Origin of the sequence: Sphingomonas sp. SORGH_AS_0870 (assembly GCF_031453175.1) — a bacterium.
Lineage (GTDB): Bacteria > Pseudomonadota > Alphaproteobacteria > Sphingomonadales > Sphingomonadaceae > Sphingomonas.
Window position 1 is genome coordinate 3,924,292 of record NZ_JAVIYW010000002.1, and the last position, 20,888, is coordinate 3,945,179.

Annotated in this window: 15 protein-coding genes and 1 pseudogene; 8 read left to right on the forward strand and 8 right to left on the reverse strand. The window is 62.8% G+C overall.

The genetic code is table 11. The features are described 5' to 3' along the window. Nucleotides 1-2 precede the first annotated feature (2 nt). Nucleotides 3-458: a hypothetical protein gene (locus tag QE363_RS18245; protein ID WP_309697568.1), complete on the reverse strand. Its 456-nt coding sequence runs from the start codon at nt 456-458 to the stop codon at nt 3-5. A 650-nt stretch (nt 459-1,108) separates the two neighbouring features. On the opposite strand from QE363_RS18245, the pseudogene QE363_RS19745 reads away from it, so the two are divergent. From QE363_RS19745 to QE363_RS18255, 3 genes and pseudogenes are all read left to right on the forward strand, one after another. Continuing rightward, nucleotides 1,109-1,180, forward strand: a pseudogene (locus QE363_RS19745) (hypothetical protein); the annotation flags it as partial. A 63-nt stretch (nt 1,181-1,243) separates the two neighbouring features. Continuing rightward, a complete protein-coding gene (locus QE363_RS18250) occupies nt 1,244-1,459 on the forward strand; it encodes a hypothetical protein (RefSeq protein ID WP_309692468.1) in 216 nt (71 codons plus the stop codon). A 35-nt stretch (nt 1,460-1,494) separates the two neighbouring features. Further along, a complete protein-coding gene (locus QE363_RS18255) occupies nt 1,495-1,815 on the forward strand; it encodes a hypothetical protein (protein WP_309697570.1) in 321 nt (106 codons plus the stop codon). A gap of 539 nt (nt 1,816-2,354) precedes the next feature. Here the strand turns inward: QE363_RS18255 and QE363_RS18260 are convergent. From QE363_RS18260 to QE363_RS18275, 4 genes are all read right to left on the reverse strand, one after another. After that, nucleotides 2,355-3,164 (reverse strand): tail fiber protein, encoded by an 810-nt coding sequence (locus QE363_RS18260; RefSeq protein WP_309697572.1) that lies wholly within the window; start codon nt 3,162-3,164, stop codon nt 2,355-2,357. A 583-nt stretch (nt 3,165-3,747) separates the two neighbouring features. Beyond that, entirely contained in the window at nt 3,748-10,434 is a 6,687-nt protein-coding gene (locus tag QE363_RS18265; RefSeq protein ID WP_309697575.1) for an Ig-like domain-containing protein, read from the reverse strand. A gap of 834 nt (nt 10,435-11,268) precedes the next feature. Next, nucleotides 11,269-11,895 carry an SOS response-associated peptidase family protein gene (locus tag QE363_RS18270; protein WP_309697577.1) on the reverse strand — a complete coding sequence of 209 codons (627 nt, stop codon included), beginning with the start codon at nt 11,893-11,895 and terminating at the stop codon, nt 11,269-11,271. 284 nt (nt 11,896-12,179) lie between these two features. Beyond that, nucleotides 12,180-12,572 (reverse strand): hypothetical protein, encoded by a 393-nt coding sequence (locus tag QE363_RS18275; RefSeq protein WP_309697578.1) that lies wholly within the window; start codon nt 12,570-12,572, stop codon nt 12,180-12,182. Between the two features lie 493 nt (nt 12,573-13,065). On the opposite strand from QE363_RS18275, the gene QE363_RS18280 reads away from it, so the two are divergent. Further along, on the forward strand, nt 13,066-13,683 hold the full coding sequence (locus QE363_RS18280; protein ID WP_309697580.1) for an OB-fold-containig protein: 618 nt from the start codon (nt 13,066-13,068) through the stop codon (nt 13,681-13,683). Between the two features lie 28 nt (nt 13,684-13,711). Continuing rightward, the gene (locus QE363_RS18285; protein WP_309697583.1) at nt 13,712-15,445 is read left to right on the forward strand and encodes a flotillin domain-containing protein; all 1,734 of its coding nucleotides are present in this window, start codon (nt 13,712-13,714) and stop codon (nt 15,443-15,445) included. 182 nt (nt 15,446-15,627) lie between these two features. Here the strand turns inward: QE363_RS18285 and QE363_RS18290 are convergent, their stop codons facing one another. Next, entirely contained in the window at nt 15,628-16,350 is a 723-nt protein-coding gene (locus QE363_RS18290; RefSeq protein WP_309697586.1) for an SDR family oxidoreductase, read from the reverse strand. Nucleotides 16,351-16,440: 90 nt separating this feature from the next. Here QE363_RS18290 and QE363_RS18295 point away from each other — a divergent pair, with 90 nt between their 5' ends. Further along, the gene (locus QE363_RS18295) at nt 16,441-16,839 is read left to right on the forward strand and encodes a helix-turn-helix domain-containing protein (RefSeq protein WP_309697588.1); all 399 of its coding nucleotides are present in this window, start codon (nt 16,441-16,443) and stop codon (nt 16,837-16,839) included. Between the two features lie 90 nt (nt 16,840-16,929). Here QE363_RS18295 and QE363_RS18300 read toward each other — a convergent pair whose 3' ends face one another. Then, complete coding sequence (locus QE363_RS18300) at nt 16,930-17,823, reverse strand: LysR substrate-binding domain-containing protein (RefSeq protein ID WP_309697590.1); 894 nt, start codon at nt 17,821-17,823, stop codon at nt 16,930-16,932. Between the two features lie 53 nt (nt 17,824-17,876). On the opposite strand from QE363_RS18300, the gene QE363_RS18305 reads away from it, so the two are divergent. Then, entirely contained in the window at nt 17,877-18,791 is a 915-nt protein-coding gene (locus QE363_RS18305) for an NmrA family NAD(P)-binding protein (RefSeq protein WP_309697591.1), read from the forward strand. 61 nt (nt 18,792-18,852) lie between these two features. Here the strand turns inward: QE363_RS18305 and QE363_RS18310 are convergent, their stop codons facing one another. Beyond that, a complete protein-coding gene (locus tag QE363_RS18310) occupies nt 18,853-19,602 on the reverse strand; it encodes an SDR family oxidoreductase (protein ID WP_309697594.1) in 750 nt (249 codons plus the stop codon). A gap of 99 nt (nt 19,603-19,701) precedes the next feature. On the opposite strand from QE363_RS18310, the gene QE363_RS18315 reads away from it, so the two are divergent. After that, nucleotides 19,702-20,616 (forward strand): AraC family transcriptional regulator, encoded by a 915-nt coding sequence (locus QE363_RS18315; protein ID WP_309697596.1) that lies wholly within the window; start codon nt 19,702-19,704, stop codon nt 20,614-20,616. Nucleotides 20,617-20,888 lie beyond the last annotated feature (272 nt).

The following is a 20,888-nucleotide window of genomic DNA, read 5'->3' on the forward strand; positions in this document are numbered from 1 at the left end:
TTTTAAATAAATTCGGCGTGCCTCTGCGCCCCGGAGATATATCGATTGACGGCGATCCAAAGCGTCAGGGCATCTGCCCTGGAGGGCTGCCCGGCGGAAATAGTCTTCGCAAATATTTGCGCCACTTGCACCCCAAAAAGCGCCTGCAAATCAATGATAGCTAGGCACTGGTTATCGTCCGGCGCACCAAGCTGAAGAATCTGATTGCCGCTATACCACGAGAGAACGCTAGGATCATTAGTTGGCCAGAAGCCGGATTGCGTAATTGCGATGGCGAACGGACCGGCATTCTCGATCGATGGGGTTTGTATCTCAGCCTGGATATAGTGGGCGCTGTTATCTGCGCTCCTGGCCTGCAGCCATATCAGATTGGCTTGGCCGGTATTGGATGGCCCGAGGTTGATTTGCAGATCCGCCGCATCGTCCTCGTCCCCCACGCCGCGCAGAAACTGAGCCATGTATGTAGAGCTACTTGCGGCGGGCACCAGCACAAGCGCGGGGTCCGCAAACAGTGGCCAATTAAACCAACTATTCATCTGATACTGATTGTAAAACCCTTGGTTCGTCCCACCCGATCCGCTGAACAGAGGCAGCGACGAACAATTCAGTATCTGCAAGTTTGTCCATGCATCCGGTGTCACGTCGCTAGCTCCGCTCTCTTGATTGATAGATATTAGCACGGTGTATACATTCTCTCAGAAGCACCGAGACAATTTATGTCACCAATATCGTCACCAAAACCTTTCACCATAGTAAATGCGCCTTCGAACCTGACACATATTTTCAATTACAGCCATTACGGTTCCATTTTTTGACGATACATAGGGCCTGCGGGCTATGACAAGAGCGGAAAAGATCAAGGCAAAAAACAGGGAAAGATCGTAACCGCTGTGAATGTCGCGCGAGTTCGACAGAAAGCCAGAACTCAATTCGAATTAGATACGGGTTGTTATCAACGCCGCTTTAATTGGCCTGAAGCGTTACGCCCCGCCAACCCTGAAAGACGCATGGACGCGGTGGCGCGCACACGCCCCCTGAATTGGGACTGTTTACACCGGCCGCATTGTGGATTCTTGTCTGTTCCTGTGATTTGAGACGGGGGGATGGAATGCGTTGCCCAAGGTGTGATGGGACTGACCTGATCAAGCGGGGCCGGAAGGCGGGGCATCAACGCTATGTGTGCCGGGCGTGCGGTCGATACTGCACCGACAGCCAACCCCGGTTCAGTGCTGAGACCAAGGCGATGGCGATCGAGATGTACATGAACAGCATGGGCATCCGGGCGATCGGCCGGGTGCTGGGAGCATCACCGGCCGCGGTTCTCAAGTGGATCCGCAAGGAACATGCAGCGCTGCAGCAGAAACTGGCATATGCCGCTCCGGTCGACACCGGGGAGCCCGATGTCATCGAGATGGACGAGATCTACACCTACATCCAAAAAAACGGCAGCGAGCGGTAATCTGGACGGCGTACAGCCGCCGGCATCGACGCGTCGTGGCCTATCATGTGGGCGATAACGGCGTCAGAAGTGCGACTGCCATCTACGCGCTGGCCAAGGCCGCCGTCGGTCAGATCAGCGCCATCTTCACCGACGCCAACTCCTGCTACCACCTCGCCTTCCAGAGGATCGGCGCTCCCGAACCCCACCAGCAGACCAAGGCGCAGACGCATCTGATCGAAGCCTCCGACGCCTCGTTCCGCGACATGCTGGCCCGCTTCAACCGCCGAACCAAGCGCGCCTCCAAGACCCAAAACATGCTCGAGATCACCCTCGACATATTCCTCGCTAGAAAACGCCCGCAGAGTCCGGGGTGAACACTCCCCCCTGAATTAGCCAGCATCGCCCTTCAGCCGCAATCGGGCCGCAAACAAACCGCCGAGCAGTACTATAGTACCTGGGTGGCCGCTGACCCGCCAGGCGATTATGAAGAAGCAGCGCGAGCGCTCCTTCGCATCGGAGATCCCAGGGACTTGGTGTCCGCGACGCCTTCCGTCGCGTTTGATGCGACGGCAATTGCTCCCCAGGCTCTTGGATGCGTGACGTAGCGCCCCCTCAACTGCCATTCGCTCAGATATCAATGCCAGGCTATATACAGCGGCCCCCACCAAACCGAACATTCCATAGATCAATGGAATGGGGCTGCCCTGGCAAACGGCATCTTCAGCAACCTCCCGCATTACGGCGGCCATGAACGGCTCCAGTAACACTTCGCCGACCTTATGACCGCCCATACTTCGAGTGCCATTCGAAGAATTGACTCGCCTCTTTGGTACGAACAAAACGCTGGCATCCGAACGTGTGAGCTAGATCAGTTTACCGCCAACCCCGCCCAGCAACCACGAAGACTGACCAGCTACGGTCTTTCGGGATGCCTACCTTTAGACGCAATGCACACGGTCAAGGCCAATGAAGGATCCCGGATGTTAACGGGCGAAGGAGTTTCGCCATATGGCCTCTGATACGCAACAACGACATCTCCTCCCGTTACAGCCTTCACGGAGGTTTCATATTCCTTATTAGCCGGAGTACCTTCGAGTGCTACTTCGACACCGGATATTTTTATCCCGTCTACTTTTTTATTGTCCTTATCCTTCGGTATTTTGGAAGGATCGAGAAATATTGGCGCTGTACTTTGGCCAGAACCTCCCATTCCGATGAAGAAACCCTCTTTGGGAACCGATTCACCGATCGTGGCATATACCCGTAGATTTGACGTTATAGTCATGTTCCCGGAATTTGCCGGAATCTTAATAGGGACGTCGCCAAATTTTGAGGTGAACGTAGCCGTGTGATTATGGGGCGGCATATGGGGAGCCGCCAGCGTTACCGTTTCTGCACCTTCATAAGATGCAAAATCATAACCCTTCCCCGCTCCTATGGCCACCCGTCCGGTGAGATCGGGCAGCATAAAAAGCGGGTCTTGATCGACATTACCAGCTCTTGTGTCGAATGATCGGCCGATTAATGAAAACAGCTCCTGATACTCGGCAACTTTTTTCAATGATCCATCCGCTTTCAAATACCCCTTCGGGCAGAAATTGAATGCGAATGTTCTTATTGATCCAACATAATCATCTTGATACTCTTGGGCCTTGACGGGACCTCCACCGATCAACGGAATCGAGAAGGTAAACATTGCGAATATTTTGAGCGTAGATTTCATTCTCATGTTCTATCCAAGCTTCTAATCTAGGATTTCAGCATCCGCAAACTATCCTGCGGTTGAATCTAAATCGACGTTGCATCCACTGGATTTGTTGAACTTAACGTAAAGTTGTTTCGTGGAGCCATCGAGCCTTAGATAAACTTTTCCGTCGTCCTCAGAGCCGATAGAGCAATAGAAATTTGCTTTGCACGTAAACGTAGCGCCGTTTTGTGTAGTAAATTTTACCCACCAGTAGTCGAACGGACTGCCACTGCCCACAGTATATTGGACTGGAACAGGGCCGACAGTGCTATCTGGCTCCACATTGTGGAATGTATACTGCTCCTGTTTCGAGCCGTCGTTACTTCTACGGTGTCGTATCGTAACCTGCGCCAAGTCGACGCCCCAGTCATTGACCAGGTACACCGCACCGACACGATCATTTCCCTGAGCAACCGGGTAGTCGCCCTCGTCATCTCCAGCAGGTTGGCCCGATACTCGCGACATAATACCTCCATGCTCTGATTTTGACACAAAAGTGAGACACCTAGCGCCCTTGGGAAGCTTGGTTCTGCCCGGACACTCAACCGACCTAGAAGGCTCAGAACTTCTTACGGACCTGCACACCGGTCGTCGCGGCTTTCTCGCCATCGGCAATCCGGACGCCTACATCCAGCCCAACGTCCCAACCCGACGACAGCGTCAGGCCAATGCCGGGTGCGAACATGAATTGTTCACGCGACCACCCGGACGCGAGCAGGCTGTAATAGGATGGTCCAGCAGCATCGGCATAGTCCAGCCCTTGGCGAGTGCCACTGGTGAACTCGTGCAGCCATTCGGTCCGCAGTCGCCCGGTCAACACCCCGAACGGTAGCGGTCGCTGCCACGCGAGGCGCACACCGAGCGCACCGGTTACCGATCGCAGGTCGCGATCGTCGAAACGCAGATTGTAGATCCCCGCGCCTTCTTCGACGTAGCGGCCAAGACGTCCGTTCAGATACTCTGCACGGCCATAGAGCGACCAGCGCAGTTCGCCGGTGGTACGATCGATCCCCGACGACAAGGCGCCGGTGGTGAACGTCCCAGTCCGGTCGGCGGTGGCCAGCGCTCCGGCTCCCGCATCGAGGCGACGCAGCGAATAGTCCAGCCAACCGCGTGCGAGCATGCCGTCGACGAACAGTCCCTGGACCGGGGCCACGCTGCCATAGACGGCCAGCACCTGGCTGTCGCTGTTCACCTGACCGGCCCCGCCCGCGATCGTGCTGCGGTCGTGACCAAGTCCCCCGCCGACACCAAGGGTCACACCCTTGGCGACGTGCAGGTCGACACCGGCACTGACGCCCGAGGTCGTGGCACTTACCTTCGAACGGCCGGTGATCGCATCGCGCGTACCGATGTCGATGGTACCACCCGCCCAGACGCCGACCTTGCCGCCGCACCCGGTCGGCGCTTCGACCGGTGCTTCGTCCCGTGCCGCCGCTTCGGTGGTACGCGAAGTCCGTCGATTGCCATCCGGTGCGCTACCTTCGATCGGCTGCCCCGGCATGTGCCGTTGATACGCCAGGTCGGTCGAACCCAGGCGCAGGTTGTTCGTCGACCGGGCGCAATCGGCCCCGTGCAGCGTCTCGGCATGGTTCATGAAGTTACCGACCTGCGTCCGAGAGAAGCGACGTGCCGCTTCTGCCTGTGCATCGCTCATCGCCCGGACGTTTGCGTCCTGAGCCGGGTTCGGACGCGCGGTGACGGTTACCGTCACGATGGCGGGTGTCGAGGTACCAAAGGCGTTGGCAAGGGTATAGCCGACCGTGATCGTCCCGCTGAAACGCGCCTTCGGCGTCATCTGCAGACGGAAGGTCCGGGCATCGGCAGTTCCCCCGGCAACGATCGTGGCGGTCGCCTGATCGGCAGGCGATACGCTGGTGACCGTTGCGGCAGTGAACGGTCCGCCGCTGGCCGCAGCGGTCAGGTCAATCGACACGGGCTGGCCGTCGATCGTCGCGGCGGTGATCGGCTGGGCACCGGGGGCAGTGCCGACCACTTGGATGGTGGCCGTTGCCGGTGCCGAGGTGCCGCCCGGTCCGACCGCGATATATTGGAAGGTGTCGGTGCCGTGATACCCCGCTTCCGGCGTATAGACCGCGATGACCTGGCTTGGCACGGAGAGCGACGACGACGCCAGGGCCGCTGCCATTAGCGGAGAGCCGCCAAAGCCACGCATGGCCAGCGTCCGCGAGATCCTGACCGTGCCATGAGCTGGCTGGGTGACGATTCGGATGTCGTCGAACTGGCCGGTCACCAGGCTGGACAGGTTGAGGCTGACGCTCTTCCCGGCCTCGGTACTGGTATTAGCCGCAACCGAGGTCGCGACGGGATCGGCCGCGACCGGCGGTGGCGGCGAATTGACAGCAAGTGTGTAGGTCGCAGTCCCCGTCGCTTTGTTATCGTCGGTGATCGCGACGATGACGGTGTAGCTGCCGGCAGTGGTCGGCGTGCCCGAGAGCGTGCCGTTGGCGGCCAGCGTGACGCCGGCGGGCAGACCCGTGGCGCTGTAGCCGTAGGGCGCGGTGCCGCCGGTGCCAGTCAGCGTTGCCGCATAGGCGGTGCCGACGGTCGCCGCCGGCAGCGGACCCGAGGCCGGCGCAACGGCCAGCGTCGGTGCGGTCACGGTAATGGTGACGGTCGCAGGCGCGCTGGTGCCCGACGCGTTGGTCGCGGTGTAGGTGAAGCTGTCGCTGCCCGAATAGCCAGCGGTCGGCGTGTAGACGATGCCGGTGCCCGACACGGTGGCGGTGCCATGTGCCGGCGCGGTGGCGACCGCGACCGAGGTCGCAGTGCCACCCGACAGGGCGAGCGTCACCGCATTGGCGGTGCTGTTGGCGGCGACGGTCGTGCTGGCCGCGCCGGCCACCGGTGCCTGGACGCTAACCTCCAGCGTATAGGTCGCGGTGCCGGTGGCGCCATGGGCGTCGGTGATCGCGACGATGACGGTGTAGCTGCCGGCAGTGGTCGGCGTGCCCGAGAGCGTGCCGTTGGCGGCCAGCGTGACGCCGGCGGGCAGACCCGTGGCGCTGTAGCCGTAGGGCGCGGTGCCGCCGGTGCCAGTCAGCGTTGCCGCATAGGCGGTGCCGACGGTCGCCGCCGGCAGCGGACCCGAGGCCGGCGCAACGGCCAGCGTCGGTGCGGTCACGGTAATGGTGACGGTCGCAGGCGCGCTGGTGCCCGACGCGTTGGTCGCGGTGTAGGTGAAGCTGTCGCTGCCCGAATAGCCAGCGGTCGGCGTGTAGACGATGCCGGTGCCCGACACGGTGGCGGTGCCATGTGCCGGCGCGGTGGCGACCGCGACCGAGGTCGCAGTGCCACCCGACAGGGCGAGCGTCACCGCATTGGCGGTGCTGTTGGCGGCGACGGTCGTGCTGGCCGCGCCGGCCACCGGTGCCTGGACGCTAACCTCCAGCGTATAGGTCGCGGTGCCGGTGGCGCCATGGGCGTCGGTGATCGCGACGATGACGGTGTAGCTGCCGGCAGTGGTCGGCGTGCCCGAGAGCGTGCCGTTGGCGGCCAGCGTGACGCCGGCGGGCAGACCCGTGGCGCTGTAGCCGTAGGGCGCGGTGCCGCCGGTGCCAGTCAGCGTTGCCGCATAGGCGGTGCCGACGGTCGCCGCCGGCAGCGGACCCGAGGCCGGCGCAACGGCCAGCGTCGGTGCGGTCACGGTAATGGTGACGGTCGCAGGCGCGCTGGTGCCCGACGCGTTGGTCGCGGTGTAGGTGAAGCTGTCGCTGCCCGAATAGCCAGCGGTCGGCGTGTAGACGATGCCGGTGCCCGACACGGTGGCGGTGCCATGTGCCGGCGCGGTGGCGACCGCGACCGAGGTCGCAGTGCCACCCGACAGGGCGAGCGTCACCGCATTGGCGGTGCTGTTGGCGGCGACGGTCGTGCTGGCCGCGCCGGCCACCGGTGCCTGGACGCTAACCTCCAGCGTATAGGTCGCGGTGCCGGTGGCGCCATGGGCGTCGGTGATCGCGACGATGACGGTGTAGCTGCCGGCAGTGGTCGGCGTGCCCGAGAGCGTGCCGTTGGCGGCCAGCGTGACGCCGGCGGGCAGACCCGTGGCGCTGTAGCCGTAGGGCGCGGTGCCGCCGGTGCCAGTCAGCGTTGCCGCATAGGCGGTGCCGACGGTCGCCGCCGGCAGCGGACCCGAGGCCGGCGCAACGGCCAGCGTCGGTGCGGTCACGGTAATGGTGACGGTCGCAGGCGCGCTGGTGCCCGACGCGTTGGTCGCGGTGTAGGTGAAGCTGTCGCTGCCCGAATAGCCAGCGGTCGGCGTGTAGACGATGCCGGTGCCCGACACGGTGGCGGTGCCATGTGCCGGCGCGGTGGCGACCGCGACCGAGGTCGCAGTGCCACCCGACAGGGCGAGCGTCACCGCATTGGCGGTGCTGTTGGCGGCGACGGTCGTGCTGGCCGCGCCGGCCACCGGTGCCTGGACGCTAACCTCCAGCGTATAGGTCGCGGTGCCGGTGGCGCCATGGGCGTCGGTGATCGCGACGATGACGGTGTAGCTGCCGGCAGTGGTCGGCGTGCCCGAGAGCGTGCCGTTGGCGGCCAGCGTGACGCCGGCGGGCAGACCCGTGGCGCTGTAGCCGTAGGGCGCGGTGCCGCCGGTGCCAGTCAGCGTTGCCGCATAGGCGGTGCCGACGGTCGCCGCCGGCAGCGGACCCGAGGCCGGCGCAACGGCCAGCGTCGGTGCGGTCACGGTAATGGTGACGGTCGCAGGCGCGCTGGTGCCCGACGCGTTGGTCGCGGTGTAGGTGAAGCTGTCGCTGCCCGAATAGCCAGCGGTCGGCGTGTAGACGATGCCGGTGCCCGACACGGTGGCGGTGCCATGTGCCGGCGCGGTGGCGACCGCGACCGAGGTCGCAGTGCCACCCGACAGGGCGAGCGTCACCGCATTGGCGGTGCTGTTGGCGGCGACGGTCGTGCTGGCCGCGCCGGCCACCGGTGCCTGGACGCTAACCTCCAGCGTATAGGTCGCGGTGCCGGTGGCGCCATGGGCGTCGGTGATCGCGACGATGACGGTGTAGCTGCCGGCAGTGGTCGGCGTGCCCGAGAGCGTGCCGTTGGCGGCCAGCGTGACGCCGGCGGGCAGACCCGTGGCGCTGTAGCCGTAGGGCGCGGTGCCGCCGGTGCCAGTCAGCGTTGCCGCATAGGCGGTGCCGACGGTCGCCGCCGGCAGCGGACCCGAGGCCGGCGCAACGGCCAGCGTCGGTGCGGTCACGGTAATGGTGACGGTCGCAGGCGCGCTGGTGCCCGACGCGTTGGTCGCGGTGTAGGTGAAGCTGTCGCTGCCCGAATAGCCAGCGGTCGGCGTGTAGACGATGCCGGTGCCCGACACGGTGGCGGTGCCATGTGCCGGCGCGGTGGCGACCGCGACCGAGGTCGCAGTGCCACCCGACAGGGCGAGCGTCACCGCATTGGCGGTGCTGTTGGCGGCGACGGTCGTGCTGACCGCGCCGGCCACCGGTGCCTGGACGGCGACGGTGAGGGTAAAGGCACGAGTAGCCGCGAAGTTCTGCGCGTCGGTCGCAGTGACGGTAACGTTGAACGTGCCCGCTGCAGTTGGCGTGCCTGACAGGGTACCGCTCGACGACAGGGAGACTCCGGCGGGCAGCGCGCCAGCGGTGACGGAATAGCTGTACGGTGCGGCACCGCCCGTGGTGGCGAGCACTTGGCTATACGCGGTCCCTGCCGTCGCGCCCGGTAGCGTTGTCGGGCTCAGCGTCAGACTCGGTGCGGTGACGGTGATGGTAACCGTTGCGGGCGCACTCGTGCCACTGGCGTTGGTCGCGGTGTAGGTGAAACTGTCGCTTCCCGAATAGTTCGCGGCAGGCGTGTAGGTAATCGCGGTGCCCGAACCAGCGAGGACGCCATGGTTGGGTGGCGTGCCGATCGCGATTGAGGTCGCGGTACCACCTGAGAGATTGAGCGTCACAGCATTGGCAGGGCTGTTCGCGGCGACGGTCATGCTGACCGCGCCAGCCACCGGTGCCTGGGCGGCAACGGTAAGCGCATAGGCACGCGTGGCGGTGAAGTTCTGCGTGTCGGTGGCGGTTACGATGAAGTTGAAGGTACCGGCGCTCGTTGGCGTACCCGACAGCGTTCCATTGCTTGCCAGAGTAAGACCAGCCGGCAGCCCCCCAGCCGTAACAGCATATCCGTACGGCGCGGTGCCTCCCGTAGTCGTGATCGTCTGGCTGTAGACGCTGCCTGCTGTTGCCCCGGGCAGGCTCACTGGCGCCAGCGTCAGCGTTGGCGCGGTGACCGTGACGGTGACGGTCGCGGCCGAACTGATGCCGGAGGCATTGGTAGCAGTGTAGGTAAAACTGTCGCTCCCCGAATAGCCAGCGGTCGGCGTGTAGGTAATAGACGTCCCCGAAGCATTGGCGTTGCCATGGCTGGCTTGGGTTGCGACAGCCACCGAGGTCGCGGTGCCGCCCGACAGATTGAGCGTGACAGCATTGGCGTTGCTGTTTGCGGCAACAGTCGTGCTGACCGCGCCAGCGACCGGTGCCTGCTGCGCGACCACGATCGTATAGGTCGCGCTGCCGGTGGCACCATGGGCATCGGTCGTTGTGATGGAGAGAGTATAGCTGCCCGCCGCAGTCGGCGTGCCGCTGATCGCACCGGACGACGCGATCGAGAGACCCGCCGGGAGGCCGGTGGCGGTGTAGCTATAGGGAGCGGCGCCGCCGGATGCAGTGAGCGTTTGGCTATAGGCTGTGCCGACGGTACCGCCTGGCAGAGTGCTGCCCGTGGCGGGCGAGAGGACGAGCGTCGGCGCGGTCACCGTGACGGTGACGGTCGCGGCCGAACTGGTGCCCGACGCGTTGGTCGCGGTGTAGGTGAAGCTGTCGCTGCCCGAATAGCCTGCGACGGGCGAGTAGCTGATCGATGTGCCCGAGGCGGTAGCGGTGCCATGGCTCGGTGCCGAAGCGACGGCAACCGACGTTGCGGTGCCCCCCGACACATTCAGCGTGACGACGTTGCCGGTGCTGTTGGCGACGACGGTCGAAGTGACGGCTCCCGCCACCGGTGCCTGGGCAGCGGAAGCTACCCGGCAACCCGCGGTCATCGTGACCGAGCCGGTCGCCCCTGGATTGACCGAGCCTTGAACGTAGAAATAATAGGTTTCAGAAGGATTGAGCGTTACGGTGCCGCTCGCATTGATCTCGCTGCCACCATAGGGGCGCAGCTCGAAGACCGATGTGTTGTTCGTTGCAATCCCGGCCACTGACGAACCATTATTGGCGGGGTTGGCATTTTTCTCGAACGCAGCAGTTCCCGTCGATCTAACAGTGTAAAAGATTTCTTCGTTGGCTCCGAAGCCGGTATAGTCGGGTTGATAGACATTCGGGTCGCCAGCGTTCCTCGTGATACCGCCATTGAAGTCTGCCGTAAGCTGCGTACACGCCGCGCTCATCGCATAAGCAGGTACGCCGAGCAAAAAGCTGAGGAGTGCCAGAATGCACGCGCCAACCCGTCGCGCCAGCGCTTTCCTTGGGTGATTCTGCAGGGGTTGCCGACTACCACGGACCAAGTGCCGAGGGTCCATGCGCCGTCCCCTAAATAGCCGGTCGGCGACCAGATTTTGAAAGTCCAATTTCGTCGCCCCCGACATTGATTCGCTTCGCTACGAATATCTCGTCGCACGAAAGGCATTTACGTCAGGTAAACAAATCGGAAATCATACAGGGTACATTGAATGCCCTCTGCACCCTACATGTTATTTATATCACAAGAACAGTGCTCCAGAGTGAAGAGCCACCGAATGTATTGCATGTGCCGACATGCCCACCGCCCGACAAACCAATTAATTCTGAGCAAAAGACGTCCTCTGACAGATATCTCGATCCCGTTTGGATTCATTTTTGTGTGCCGGCGGAGAAAGACGTGAAATACGGATGTGGCAATTCGAATAAGGTCGTCGCGGAACGTCGCATAGGCTGTGCGGTGAGAGCCGATGATGGACCCATCAACCCCAGTAAGTGAAGGTGCGTCTGTCAGAGCAGCCTCCCGGGCAGCACAGCGCCCGGCCGAGGTTGGAATCGATAATGTCCAGAGGCGATCATTCCGCCCGCATGAGTTGCGATGGGTATGGCGCAAGCAGATCCATCACCTGATCGGCAGGGGCGGTCAGCCACCGCTCATGATCCTCCGCGAGCAGGATCACCGGCATCGCCTTGGGGTGTTTGGGCGCGACGAGCGGATTGGGTTCGGTCGTGCAGAAGGCATAGACGCGGTCATGCTCCTGATCGACCTTCCGCAGCCCGCCGAAGCACGGCATGGCCTTGTCCTCGACAGTGAACCACCAGTTGGTGTCGCCCGGCCCCTGTCGGTCGGTGGCGGCCTTGGGTTCGGCGAAGCGGGTGAAGGGCACGAGGCAGCGGTGCTCGGCTTTCAGCAGCCATGGCTTCCATATATTGCTCTGCATATTCCGGGCATTGGTCCACCAGTCATAGAGGAAGGGCATTTCGCCCTCCCGGGCCGGGCGCTTGCGGGGTCTGCGGGTCGGAAAGCCCCACTTCATCGTGCTAAGGACCCGTTTGCCGTCTTCCTGTCGGACAACGTAGCCGGGCTTTCCCGGTGCGGCATAGTCCTTCTCGATCGACAGGATATCGGCGGGGTCCCCGGTGGCGGTGAGGGTCTCGAAATAGTCGCGGACGTCTGATTTGAGTCTGTAAAGATTGCACATTCCTTCGTTCGATCAGGAGCGGTAGCGCGACACAAGCCTCTTCCAAGTCGCAGTATCCGGATAGGGGAGTTGTTCGCCGGTCGGCGGATCGCGGCCGACCGCGAGGTGCGGGCGCAGCCTGCAACCGTCGCGACTCACGCAGGCGGCACAATGCAGCCGCTGCCGGGCGGAGGACAGCATATCGTCCCAGCCGCGCCGCTGAAAGTGCCACCAGAGCGGCACGGCATCGAGGACGCGGACGTGGCGGCAGCGCGGGCAGGTCACCCTCCGGTCCCAAAAACACCTTATCTCGGTGTCCACGAAACCGGCAGCAGCTCAGCACGGCCATTTTCATCATAGAACGCAGCCCAGCCTTCGCGTGCCAGCACGATATTAAGCGCAGCTAACGCCTTAGCGCGGTCGGCGTCATCGCCCTCAGCTTCGCCTGTGTCGAGCAGGCGGCGGATGATACGGAGAAAGGCGTTGGGCATCACTGATGGTGTGGGATGCGGCATTGCCAACACTTCTTCGATCCGCTCGGCTGCCCACACCGGGCGCGTCTCGCTAGCGTGTACGAATTCCAGCTCACAGTCCTCGAAGAATTCAGTGATGTATTTGCTTGATCGGTACGGAAAATGCTCAGCGTCTCCGACAATCATGCGGGCAAGTTCACGAAGGTTGCGAGGCTTCCATTTCATAAACGGAAGATATGCGGACCCCTTCATCGCCTCAAGCAGAGTCGCGGACCGAGCGCCAACACCAGATCAGATTCATTGTCGGCAGGGCAGCGCCACCAGGCAGAGCACCTAGCCACTAGCCTCAGACGGTTCCGCCTTGCTGAACGAACGACCGCTTTCAGGACCGCCGCCTTAGTGTCGAAATGGCGACAACGGGGCGCAAAGCCGACCGGCCAATTTGCGCTACCCGAATGGCCGGTTTCAGCGAAAGCCGACGTTCGCATCACCGACACTGAATGTCTTGAGCTGGTCGGGAGCTGCCGCGATGCAGACCCGCTTCCGGTCGTTCACAGGCCGATTTGATATTCTCAGCTTCTGCCATTCGTTCACCCAAATAGGGTAGGCAGCGGAGCCAGTTGGCGACTTCACAGATGGCTCGGATGGCGATTAGCGGCTGGATAAGAAAGCCACGTAGCAGGGTGGCGTCGGTGCGCCACCATGATAGTCTGCACCGATGCTAGCCAACTTTCTGACGCCGGCCTATCTACCGTTCGCAATAGCGTTCTTCGTCATGATCGGTATCGGCCTAATCGAGGCTGTCGGTCTGGGGCTTGGCCATCTCGACCTGAGTGCTGACGTCAGTGTCGATGGACATCACGGTGTGCTGGACTGGCTGGGACTGAGCGGCGAGTTGCCAATCCTGATCTGGCTGACCTCGCTACTCGGGTGCTTTACCCTGGCCGGGGTTGCCATTCAGCAGAGCGTGTCCACTTTCTTTGGTGCACCGCTGACATGGCCGCTGGCTTGTGTGGGTGCATTGATTGGCGGTGGCCTCCTAAACGTCGGGGCTGCGCATGGCCTTGCCCGGATCATGCCGGGCTATGAAAGCAGTGTGATCTCGACTGACGATCTATTGAGACGGCGTGGCACAATCCTTGAGGGCACAGCGCGGCGCGGTGCACCCGCCCGGGCCAAAGTTGTCGACCACCACGGACAGGCACATATCATCATGGTCGAGCCGCATGACGATACGACCGTCATCCGGGCGGGTGAGCGTGCGTTGTTGGTTCGACGCGAGGGGCGGCTGTTTTTCGCCCTGGCAGAAGATGATTCTCTTCTTCAATCGATCTGATACATGTGACGACCAACAGGGGGAACACATGCCTACCTCGCTACTAAACGTTCTGATCTACGCTGGCATCGTCCTGCTTGCCTTCGTTATCATCGGCATCATCCTGACCCGCCTTTACCGTCGTGCGACCAAGGATGTCGCGCTGATCCGAACCGGTTTCGGAGGCGAGAAGGTGGTACTGAACGGCGGCATCATGGTCATCCCCGTTCTCCATGAACTGATGCAGGTCCGCCTTACGACGGTGAAGCTGGAGGTGTCGCGACTCAACAAGGACGCACTGATTACGCTCGATAAGCTGCGGGTCGATGTCGTCGGCCTGTTCCATATTAAGGTCAAGCCCGACGCAGAGTCGATCGCAGCTGCAGCACAGACCCTTGGCGATTCAGTGAACAATCCTGATGCGGTCAAGTCGCTGCTCGATGGCAAGCTGGTCTCAGCGTTACGGTCGGTAGCCGCGACGATGACGATGGAACATCTTCACGCCAATCGCGCGGACTTCATCCAGAAGGTGCAGGAGGCACTGCTCACTGATCTGGACATGAACGGATTTCACCTAGAGTCGGTGTCAATCACGCATTTCGACCAGACTGCCTTCGAGCATTTCAACGAAAACAACGCCTTCGACGCCGAAGGTTTGACGGTCCTGACCCGGACTATCGAGGAGCGCAAGAAGACCCGCAACGATATCGTCGCGACCAACCGGGTGGCGATCGAGCAGCGAAACTTGGAGGCCAACAACCAGTCGCTGGAGATCGCCCAAGCTGCCGAACAGGCGCGGCTGCTTCAGGAACAGACGCTTTCCGCGCGCCGCGCCGAACAGGCCACCGCGATCGCGACCGCCGAGGCGGAGCAGACCCGCCTCGCCGAGATTGCGCGGATCACGGCCACCCAGGCACAGACCGTGGCGCAGACCGAGGCCGACAAGGTCATCAAGACGGCCACGATCGCACGCGATGGCGCGATCCAGACGGCCACGATCGAGCGCGACCGTACCATCGAGATCGCGCGCATCACGACGGCGGTGCAGACCGCGCAGAAGTCCGAGGAAGAGTCCACCGCAACGGCCGCCGCCAACGAGGCGCGCGCGCTGGCGGTGCGCGCCGAGGAAAGTGTCGCGACTGCCAAGGCGACGGAAATCGCCAATCGCAACAAGAACGTCGCGGTGATTGCCGCGACCCAGCGCGCGCAGGAAGAGGCCGTGCAGATCACCGTCGCCGCCACAGCCGAGAAAGAGGCTGCGGAAGCTCGCGCGAGTGCGCTTCGCACTGAGGCGGTAGCCGAAGCCGATGCCGAAAAGGCGCGCGCAGAGGGGCGTGAGGCTGCCTTCAAGGTCGATGCGGCCGGCCAGGCGTCGCTGAACGAAGCCACGAACATCCTCAGCGATGCCCAGACCGCTCTCCTGATCCGCAAGGCTATGCTGGAAGCCCTGCCCGCGATCATTGCCGCTGCCAGCAAACCCATGGAGAACATCGATCGGATCAGCATCGTTGATGCTCGCGGCCTTCACGGCGAGGCGCCGGTCAGCGAGCCGGGGAGCAGCGGCGGCCAAGTCAATCTAGCAGATGCGGCAGTCTCCGCAGCGATGCGATACCGGGTGGGCGGTCCGCTGATCGATGGATTGATGGCGGAGCTCGGCATCGCTGGAGGTTCTCTCAATGGGATGCTCTCGGGGACAAGCGCAGCCGTTCAACCTTCGCAGAGGACAAGCCCGCTTAATGGCGCAGTTCCGGCAAAGGATGATCCTGCTTCAAGACCAGCCTGACCCAAAACCGGTCGTTCGCGCCCCCATTCCTACGTTCCAACTTCGGTCATTCGTTCAGGAGAGCGAGACGTGCTCCCGACTGTATTTTCGCACGGATCGGCCGATCTCGCGGCGTTGGAGACGGGTGACGCTGATCGCGCGATCTATCCGATCCACGTGTCAGGTGCCGCCCGTTCATCTGCCTACACTTGTCGCATACCTCCATCGACGCAGAGTTCTGCGCCGGTGATAAAGCTGGCTTCGTCGCTAAGCATGAAGACGGCAGCTGCCGCAACCTCGTCGGCACGTGCCATTCGACCCAGTGGAATCGGCGCGATGAGCATCTGCCGCATCTCCTCGGATACCGCAGCCATCATGTCCGTATCGGTCGGTCCCGGCGCGACGACATTGACGCGGATGCGTCGCGGCGCCAGCTCGGCCGCCCAGCTTCGCGCGTAGGAGCGCAGTGCCGCCTTGGTCGCTCCGTAAGTACTGAACGGCGTCACGCCCATCACGTCGGCGATCGAGCCGACCAGCACCACTGATGCTCCGTCGCTAAGCAGGGGCAGCGCCGCCTGGATCCCAAACAGCGCGCCGCGCACGTTGACGGCGAAGTGCCGGTCGAAATGCTCGCCAGTTTCCTCAACAATCGTTGCCGGCTCTGACAGTCCGGCGTTAAGCACCAGCGCGTCAATGCGACCATGCAGACGCTTGGCCTCGGCCACGACTTGCTCAAGATCGCCCTGGGACGCCGCGTCGGCTTCTACGCCGTGCGCCGATGGACCGATACTCTCAGCCGCGGCGGCAACCTCGTGCGACCGACGTCCGGTCAGAATGACCGTGGCCCCTTCCTTCGCAAGGCCGCGCGCGGTCGCGAGACCAATTCCTTTCGCCCCACCGACTACCAGCGCGACCTTGCCTGCCATTCTTGCCATCTTCAGCCCTATCATTCGAGATGGCAAACCAGATATACGAAGCATATCTGCTATCAAGAACGCACTTGGAGTAGCGTAGATATGGCGAGCGATACCGACCTGCAGGCCCTGTCGTACAAGGCGATGATAGACGTGCCTCGTATCCGCCCAGTGCTGGACAAGATCGCCGACAAGTGGACGATCATGATCCTGACAGTGCTGTGCCCTCAACCAGCACGCTTCAACGAGATCAAGCGACGGCTCGACGGCATCACCCACAAGTCGCTCGCCGATGCACTGAAGCGTCTAGAGCGCCATGGACTGATCACGCGCACCGTGATCCCGACTACCCCGATCGGCGTCGTCTACACGATTACGTCACTAGGCCACTCGCTTCGCGAACCCTTTGAAGCGCTCTGTTTGTGGGCCCTGGATCAAGAGCAGGCGATGGCGGAGGCAGTGATTGCATACGACAAATCGCGGGCCTTGTCGGAACGTTGACCTACATTCTGCCATTCGCGGCAAGGCAGGTGCTGCCGGAAAGATGTTGTTCCTTTATATAGCGCAAAGGTCTCTTCGAGCCGCTGACGGTCAGCACCGATCCTCCAGATAGGCGGCGAGTTCCTCGACCGTCCCGTTCGGAAAGGACTGCCGCAGATACTCCAAGAACGCCGATACCCTGGCGTTCAGTAGGCGTCGCGAGGGATAGAGCGCCCATAGCGCGACGCGTGAGGCCGGGACATCACCCCACGCGATCAGCCGCCCTCTTGCGATGTCCCCGCTGACCAGCGAGAGGGGCAAGCGCGCCACACCGGCACCAAGACGCACCGCATCCCGGATCATCACTAGCGAGGACAATCGGAGCACCGGATCGATCGCGATCGCGCGTTGCCCATCGGCGGTGTCGATCGTCCAGCTATTTTCGACGTCGCGGTCGCGCACCACGGCAGGAAAGATGCCGCCTGCCAGCGGTGATAGGTCAGGTGCGGCAATGACGACCAGTCGGTCGTGGAGGAAGGGCCGGCCCACTAGCGCATCGTCCGTTGTCGGGTTCACGCGGATGACCAGATCATAGCCTTCCTCGATCATGTCGACCGCGCGATCGTCGGTCGTGACCTCTAGCCGAACATCGGGATGGCGCTGCGCGAACCCGGCCGCCAGCCGCCCCATCGCGGTCTGAGAGAAGAGAAGCGGCGCGCTGATCCTGAGGCTTCCACGGACCATCGCGCTGCCAGATGCGATCTCGATCGTCGTCTCCTCAAGCTCGGAGAGCAGAGCGCCAGCCCTTTCGGCCAGCGCCCGGCCCTCCTCGGTCAGCTTGAGGTCGCGCTGGCCGCGCTCGAACAGACGCAGGTCGAGCGCGGCCTCCAGCTCCGACACGCGGCGCGACAGCGTCGCCTTGGGCCTGCGCGCGGCGCGCGCGGCTTTGCCAAAGCCGCCATGGCGGGCGACGAGCGTGAAATCGGCGAGCGCGAGCAGGTCCATATCGTTCCACCCATGAGACGGCGCGTCCAGATTGCGCGTCTAGTTGCGGTACCATGGATCATGCATCTTGCTCGGGTCAGCAAGACCCAAGGAGAAGCCTCATGACCATCCTCGTAATCGGCGCCACCGGACGCGTCGGCCGCCATGTCGTCGAACAGCTCGTCACTCGCGACGCCTCTGTCCGCGTCCTCACTCGTGATCCTGCCAAAGCGGCGTTTCCAGCCGGCGTCGATGTTGCCAAGGGCGATCTGCTCGATATCGACTCCCTGCGCGCGGCCTTTGTCGGCGTAAGGACGCTGTTTCTGCTCAATGCGGTGACCGGCGACGAATTTACCCAGGCGATCGTCACGCTCAACGTCGCGCGAGAGGCCGGTGTCGATCGCGTCGTCTATCTGTCGGTGTTTGAGGCTGACCGCGCCGTCAACGTACCCCACTTTGCGGTGAAATCGGGTGCCGAGCGGATGCTCGAGGCGATGAACTTCGGTGCCACCATCCTGCGTCCGGCCTACTTCATCGACAACGAAGCGATGGTGAAGGACGTGATCCTTCAGCACGGTGTCTATCCGATGCCGATCGGCGGCAAGGGCGTGGCCATGGTCGATGCGCGCGACATCGCCGAGGTCGCGGCAATCGAGCTGATCCGGCGTGACCGCGCACCCGACAAACTGCCGATCGAGACGATCAACGTGGTCGGTCCCGAGACGCTGACCGGCGAGGACGTGGCAGCGATATGGTCCGACGTCCTCGGCCGCCCCATCGCCTATGGCGGCGACGATCCCAGCGGCTTCGAACAGAATATGGCGACGTTCATGCCGCGCTGGATGGCCTATGAGATGCGGCTGATGGCCGAGCGCTACGTCAGCGACGGGATGATCCCGGAGACCAGCGACCGCGAGCGCCTGGCTAACATGCTCGGCCGGCCCCTGCACGACTATCGCGAGACGGCAGTCCGGCTCGCTTCCGCTTGATCTTCGGGCTGCGGCCCGGCGGCCAGCGGGTGGGTACCCGCCGGCCGCCGGGTTTCACACGTCAGGCGGCGTCCGCCATCCAGGCGATCGCATCTGCGCCAGCGGGGATCTTGAGCGGTGCGGACGGGTTGGTCGCGGCCTCGAACACGGCAGCTGCAACGTCTTCAGCATGGGTGACCGGCCCCGTGTCCTCCTGGAACTGTTTGATCATACCCTCGATCAACGGCTTATAGTCGGGATTATCGAGACCGCGCAGGTGCGGCCTCGCACTCGCGCTGAATTGCGTCGTCGGGGAACGGCCGGGCAGCACGATGTGAACCCGAACGCCGAACGGCTGCATCTCGACCGCCAGGCTTTCGGTGAGCGCATTCACCGCGGCCTTGCTGGCGCGATAGGTGCTGACCAGCGGCAGCGGCTTGAGCGTGACGGTCGAGGTCACGTTGATGATCACGCCGGATCGCCGCGCGCGGAAAGCCGGCAAGACCGCCTGTATCATTGCGAGCGTGCCGAGCGTATTGGTCTCGAACAGCTGGCGCGCCGTGTCGAACTCGATGAGTTCGATCGGGACTGCGGCCCCGAAACCGGCATTGTTGACGAGCACGTCGACCGGCCCCGCCTGCTCGACCGCACTGGCGATGCTGTCGTGATCCGTGACGTCGAGCGGCAGAATGGTGAGCCGGTCGGACGACGGCAGCAGGCCTGGATCAGGCGTGCGCATCGTCGCGACGACACGCCAGCCGCGGTCGAGGAACAGTTTGGCGGTTTCGAGACCGAAGCCCGAGGAACAGCCGGTGATGAGAACGTTGGGCATGTCTTGCTCCATTGACGAGGGTGGGAGCGCCAAAGATGGTTTCCACGACCAAGACTGCCTATGGTTGGCAATCCTGACTTCTTTGGCGATCGTCCTGATATGACCATCGATCCGCTGGCCGAGATCGTGACCCTGCTGCGGCCCTCCGCGAGCTTCTCGAAACTCGTCGAATATGCCGGGCGCTGGCGCATCCGCCGCGACGTCGAGGGCAAGCCTGTCTATTTCGCAGTGCTGGAAGGCGAATGCCGGGTGGTGAACGCCGGCCAAGCCTCGATCGTCATACGGGCTGGCGACTTCGTACTGCTTCCGGCCACCGGCGACCGGGCCATTGACGGCATCGAGAGCATGGACCCACCGCCGTATGGCGCCGTCATGAGCCCGACCGAGATCGGTGAGGGCCGGTTCCGCATCGGACAAGCCGGTCAGCCCGTCAATTTGCGCATGCAGGTCGGGATTTGCAGTTTCGCGTCGCCAGACGCCGCTCTGCTTGTGTCGCTGCTACCGGCGATGGTGGTGGCACGTGATGAGCCGCGGCTGGCCACATTGATGGACCTGGTCGGGGACGAGACCCGTAAGGCAAGGCCCGGGCGTGAATTGGTGCTGGAGCGTTTGCTCGAAGTCCTCCTGATCGAGGCCCTGCGCTGCGTCTCCAGTCCCGCCGCTATGCCGAGCCTCGCGCGGGGCCTGTCCGACGAACGACTGGTCACCGCATTGCGGGCTATGCATGCGCGCCCTGCGCATCCGTGGACGGTCACGGACTTGGCAGCCGAAGCGGCCATGTCGCGCTCTGCCTTCTTTGCACGCTTCACCAGCACCGTCGGCATACCGCCGATCGAGTATCTGCTCACCTGGCGGATGGCATTGGCGAAGCGCCTGTTGCGAACGCGCGGTCTCGCGATCGGTAAGGTCGCCGCGGAGGTCGGCTATGGATCGGCCAGCACGTTCAGCACGGCCTTCACCCGGCACGTCGGCATGCCGCCTATGCGGTATGCGCGAGTTTCGGAGACGGCCTAACTTCGCGAGAAGCGTCATGGCTTGGAGCAGCGTTTTCGACCCACAACCAGACATTGGGAGCGTTCTACAAGGCACCCTATTTCCGACGTTCGTTCAGGTTCGAGGCAGCCGCCGATGCCTGATAAACCGCTTTCTGCACGACCTCACAAGGCCCGTCCCGACAACGATGGCGAAGCGGAAAACCTGATAAGGCAGCACAGGTAGTTCCGCTGCACGTTTCCGGCATTCCTCGAGGGCGCTTCACGATCACAAGCCCGGGTGCATGCTCCGCC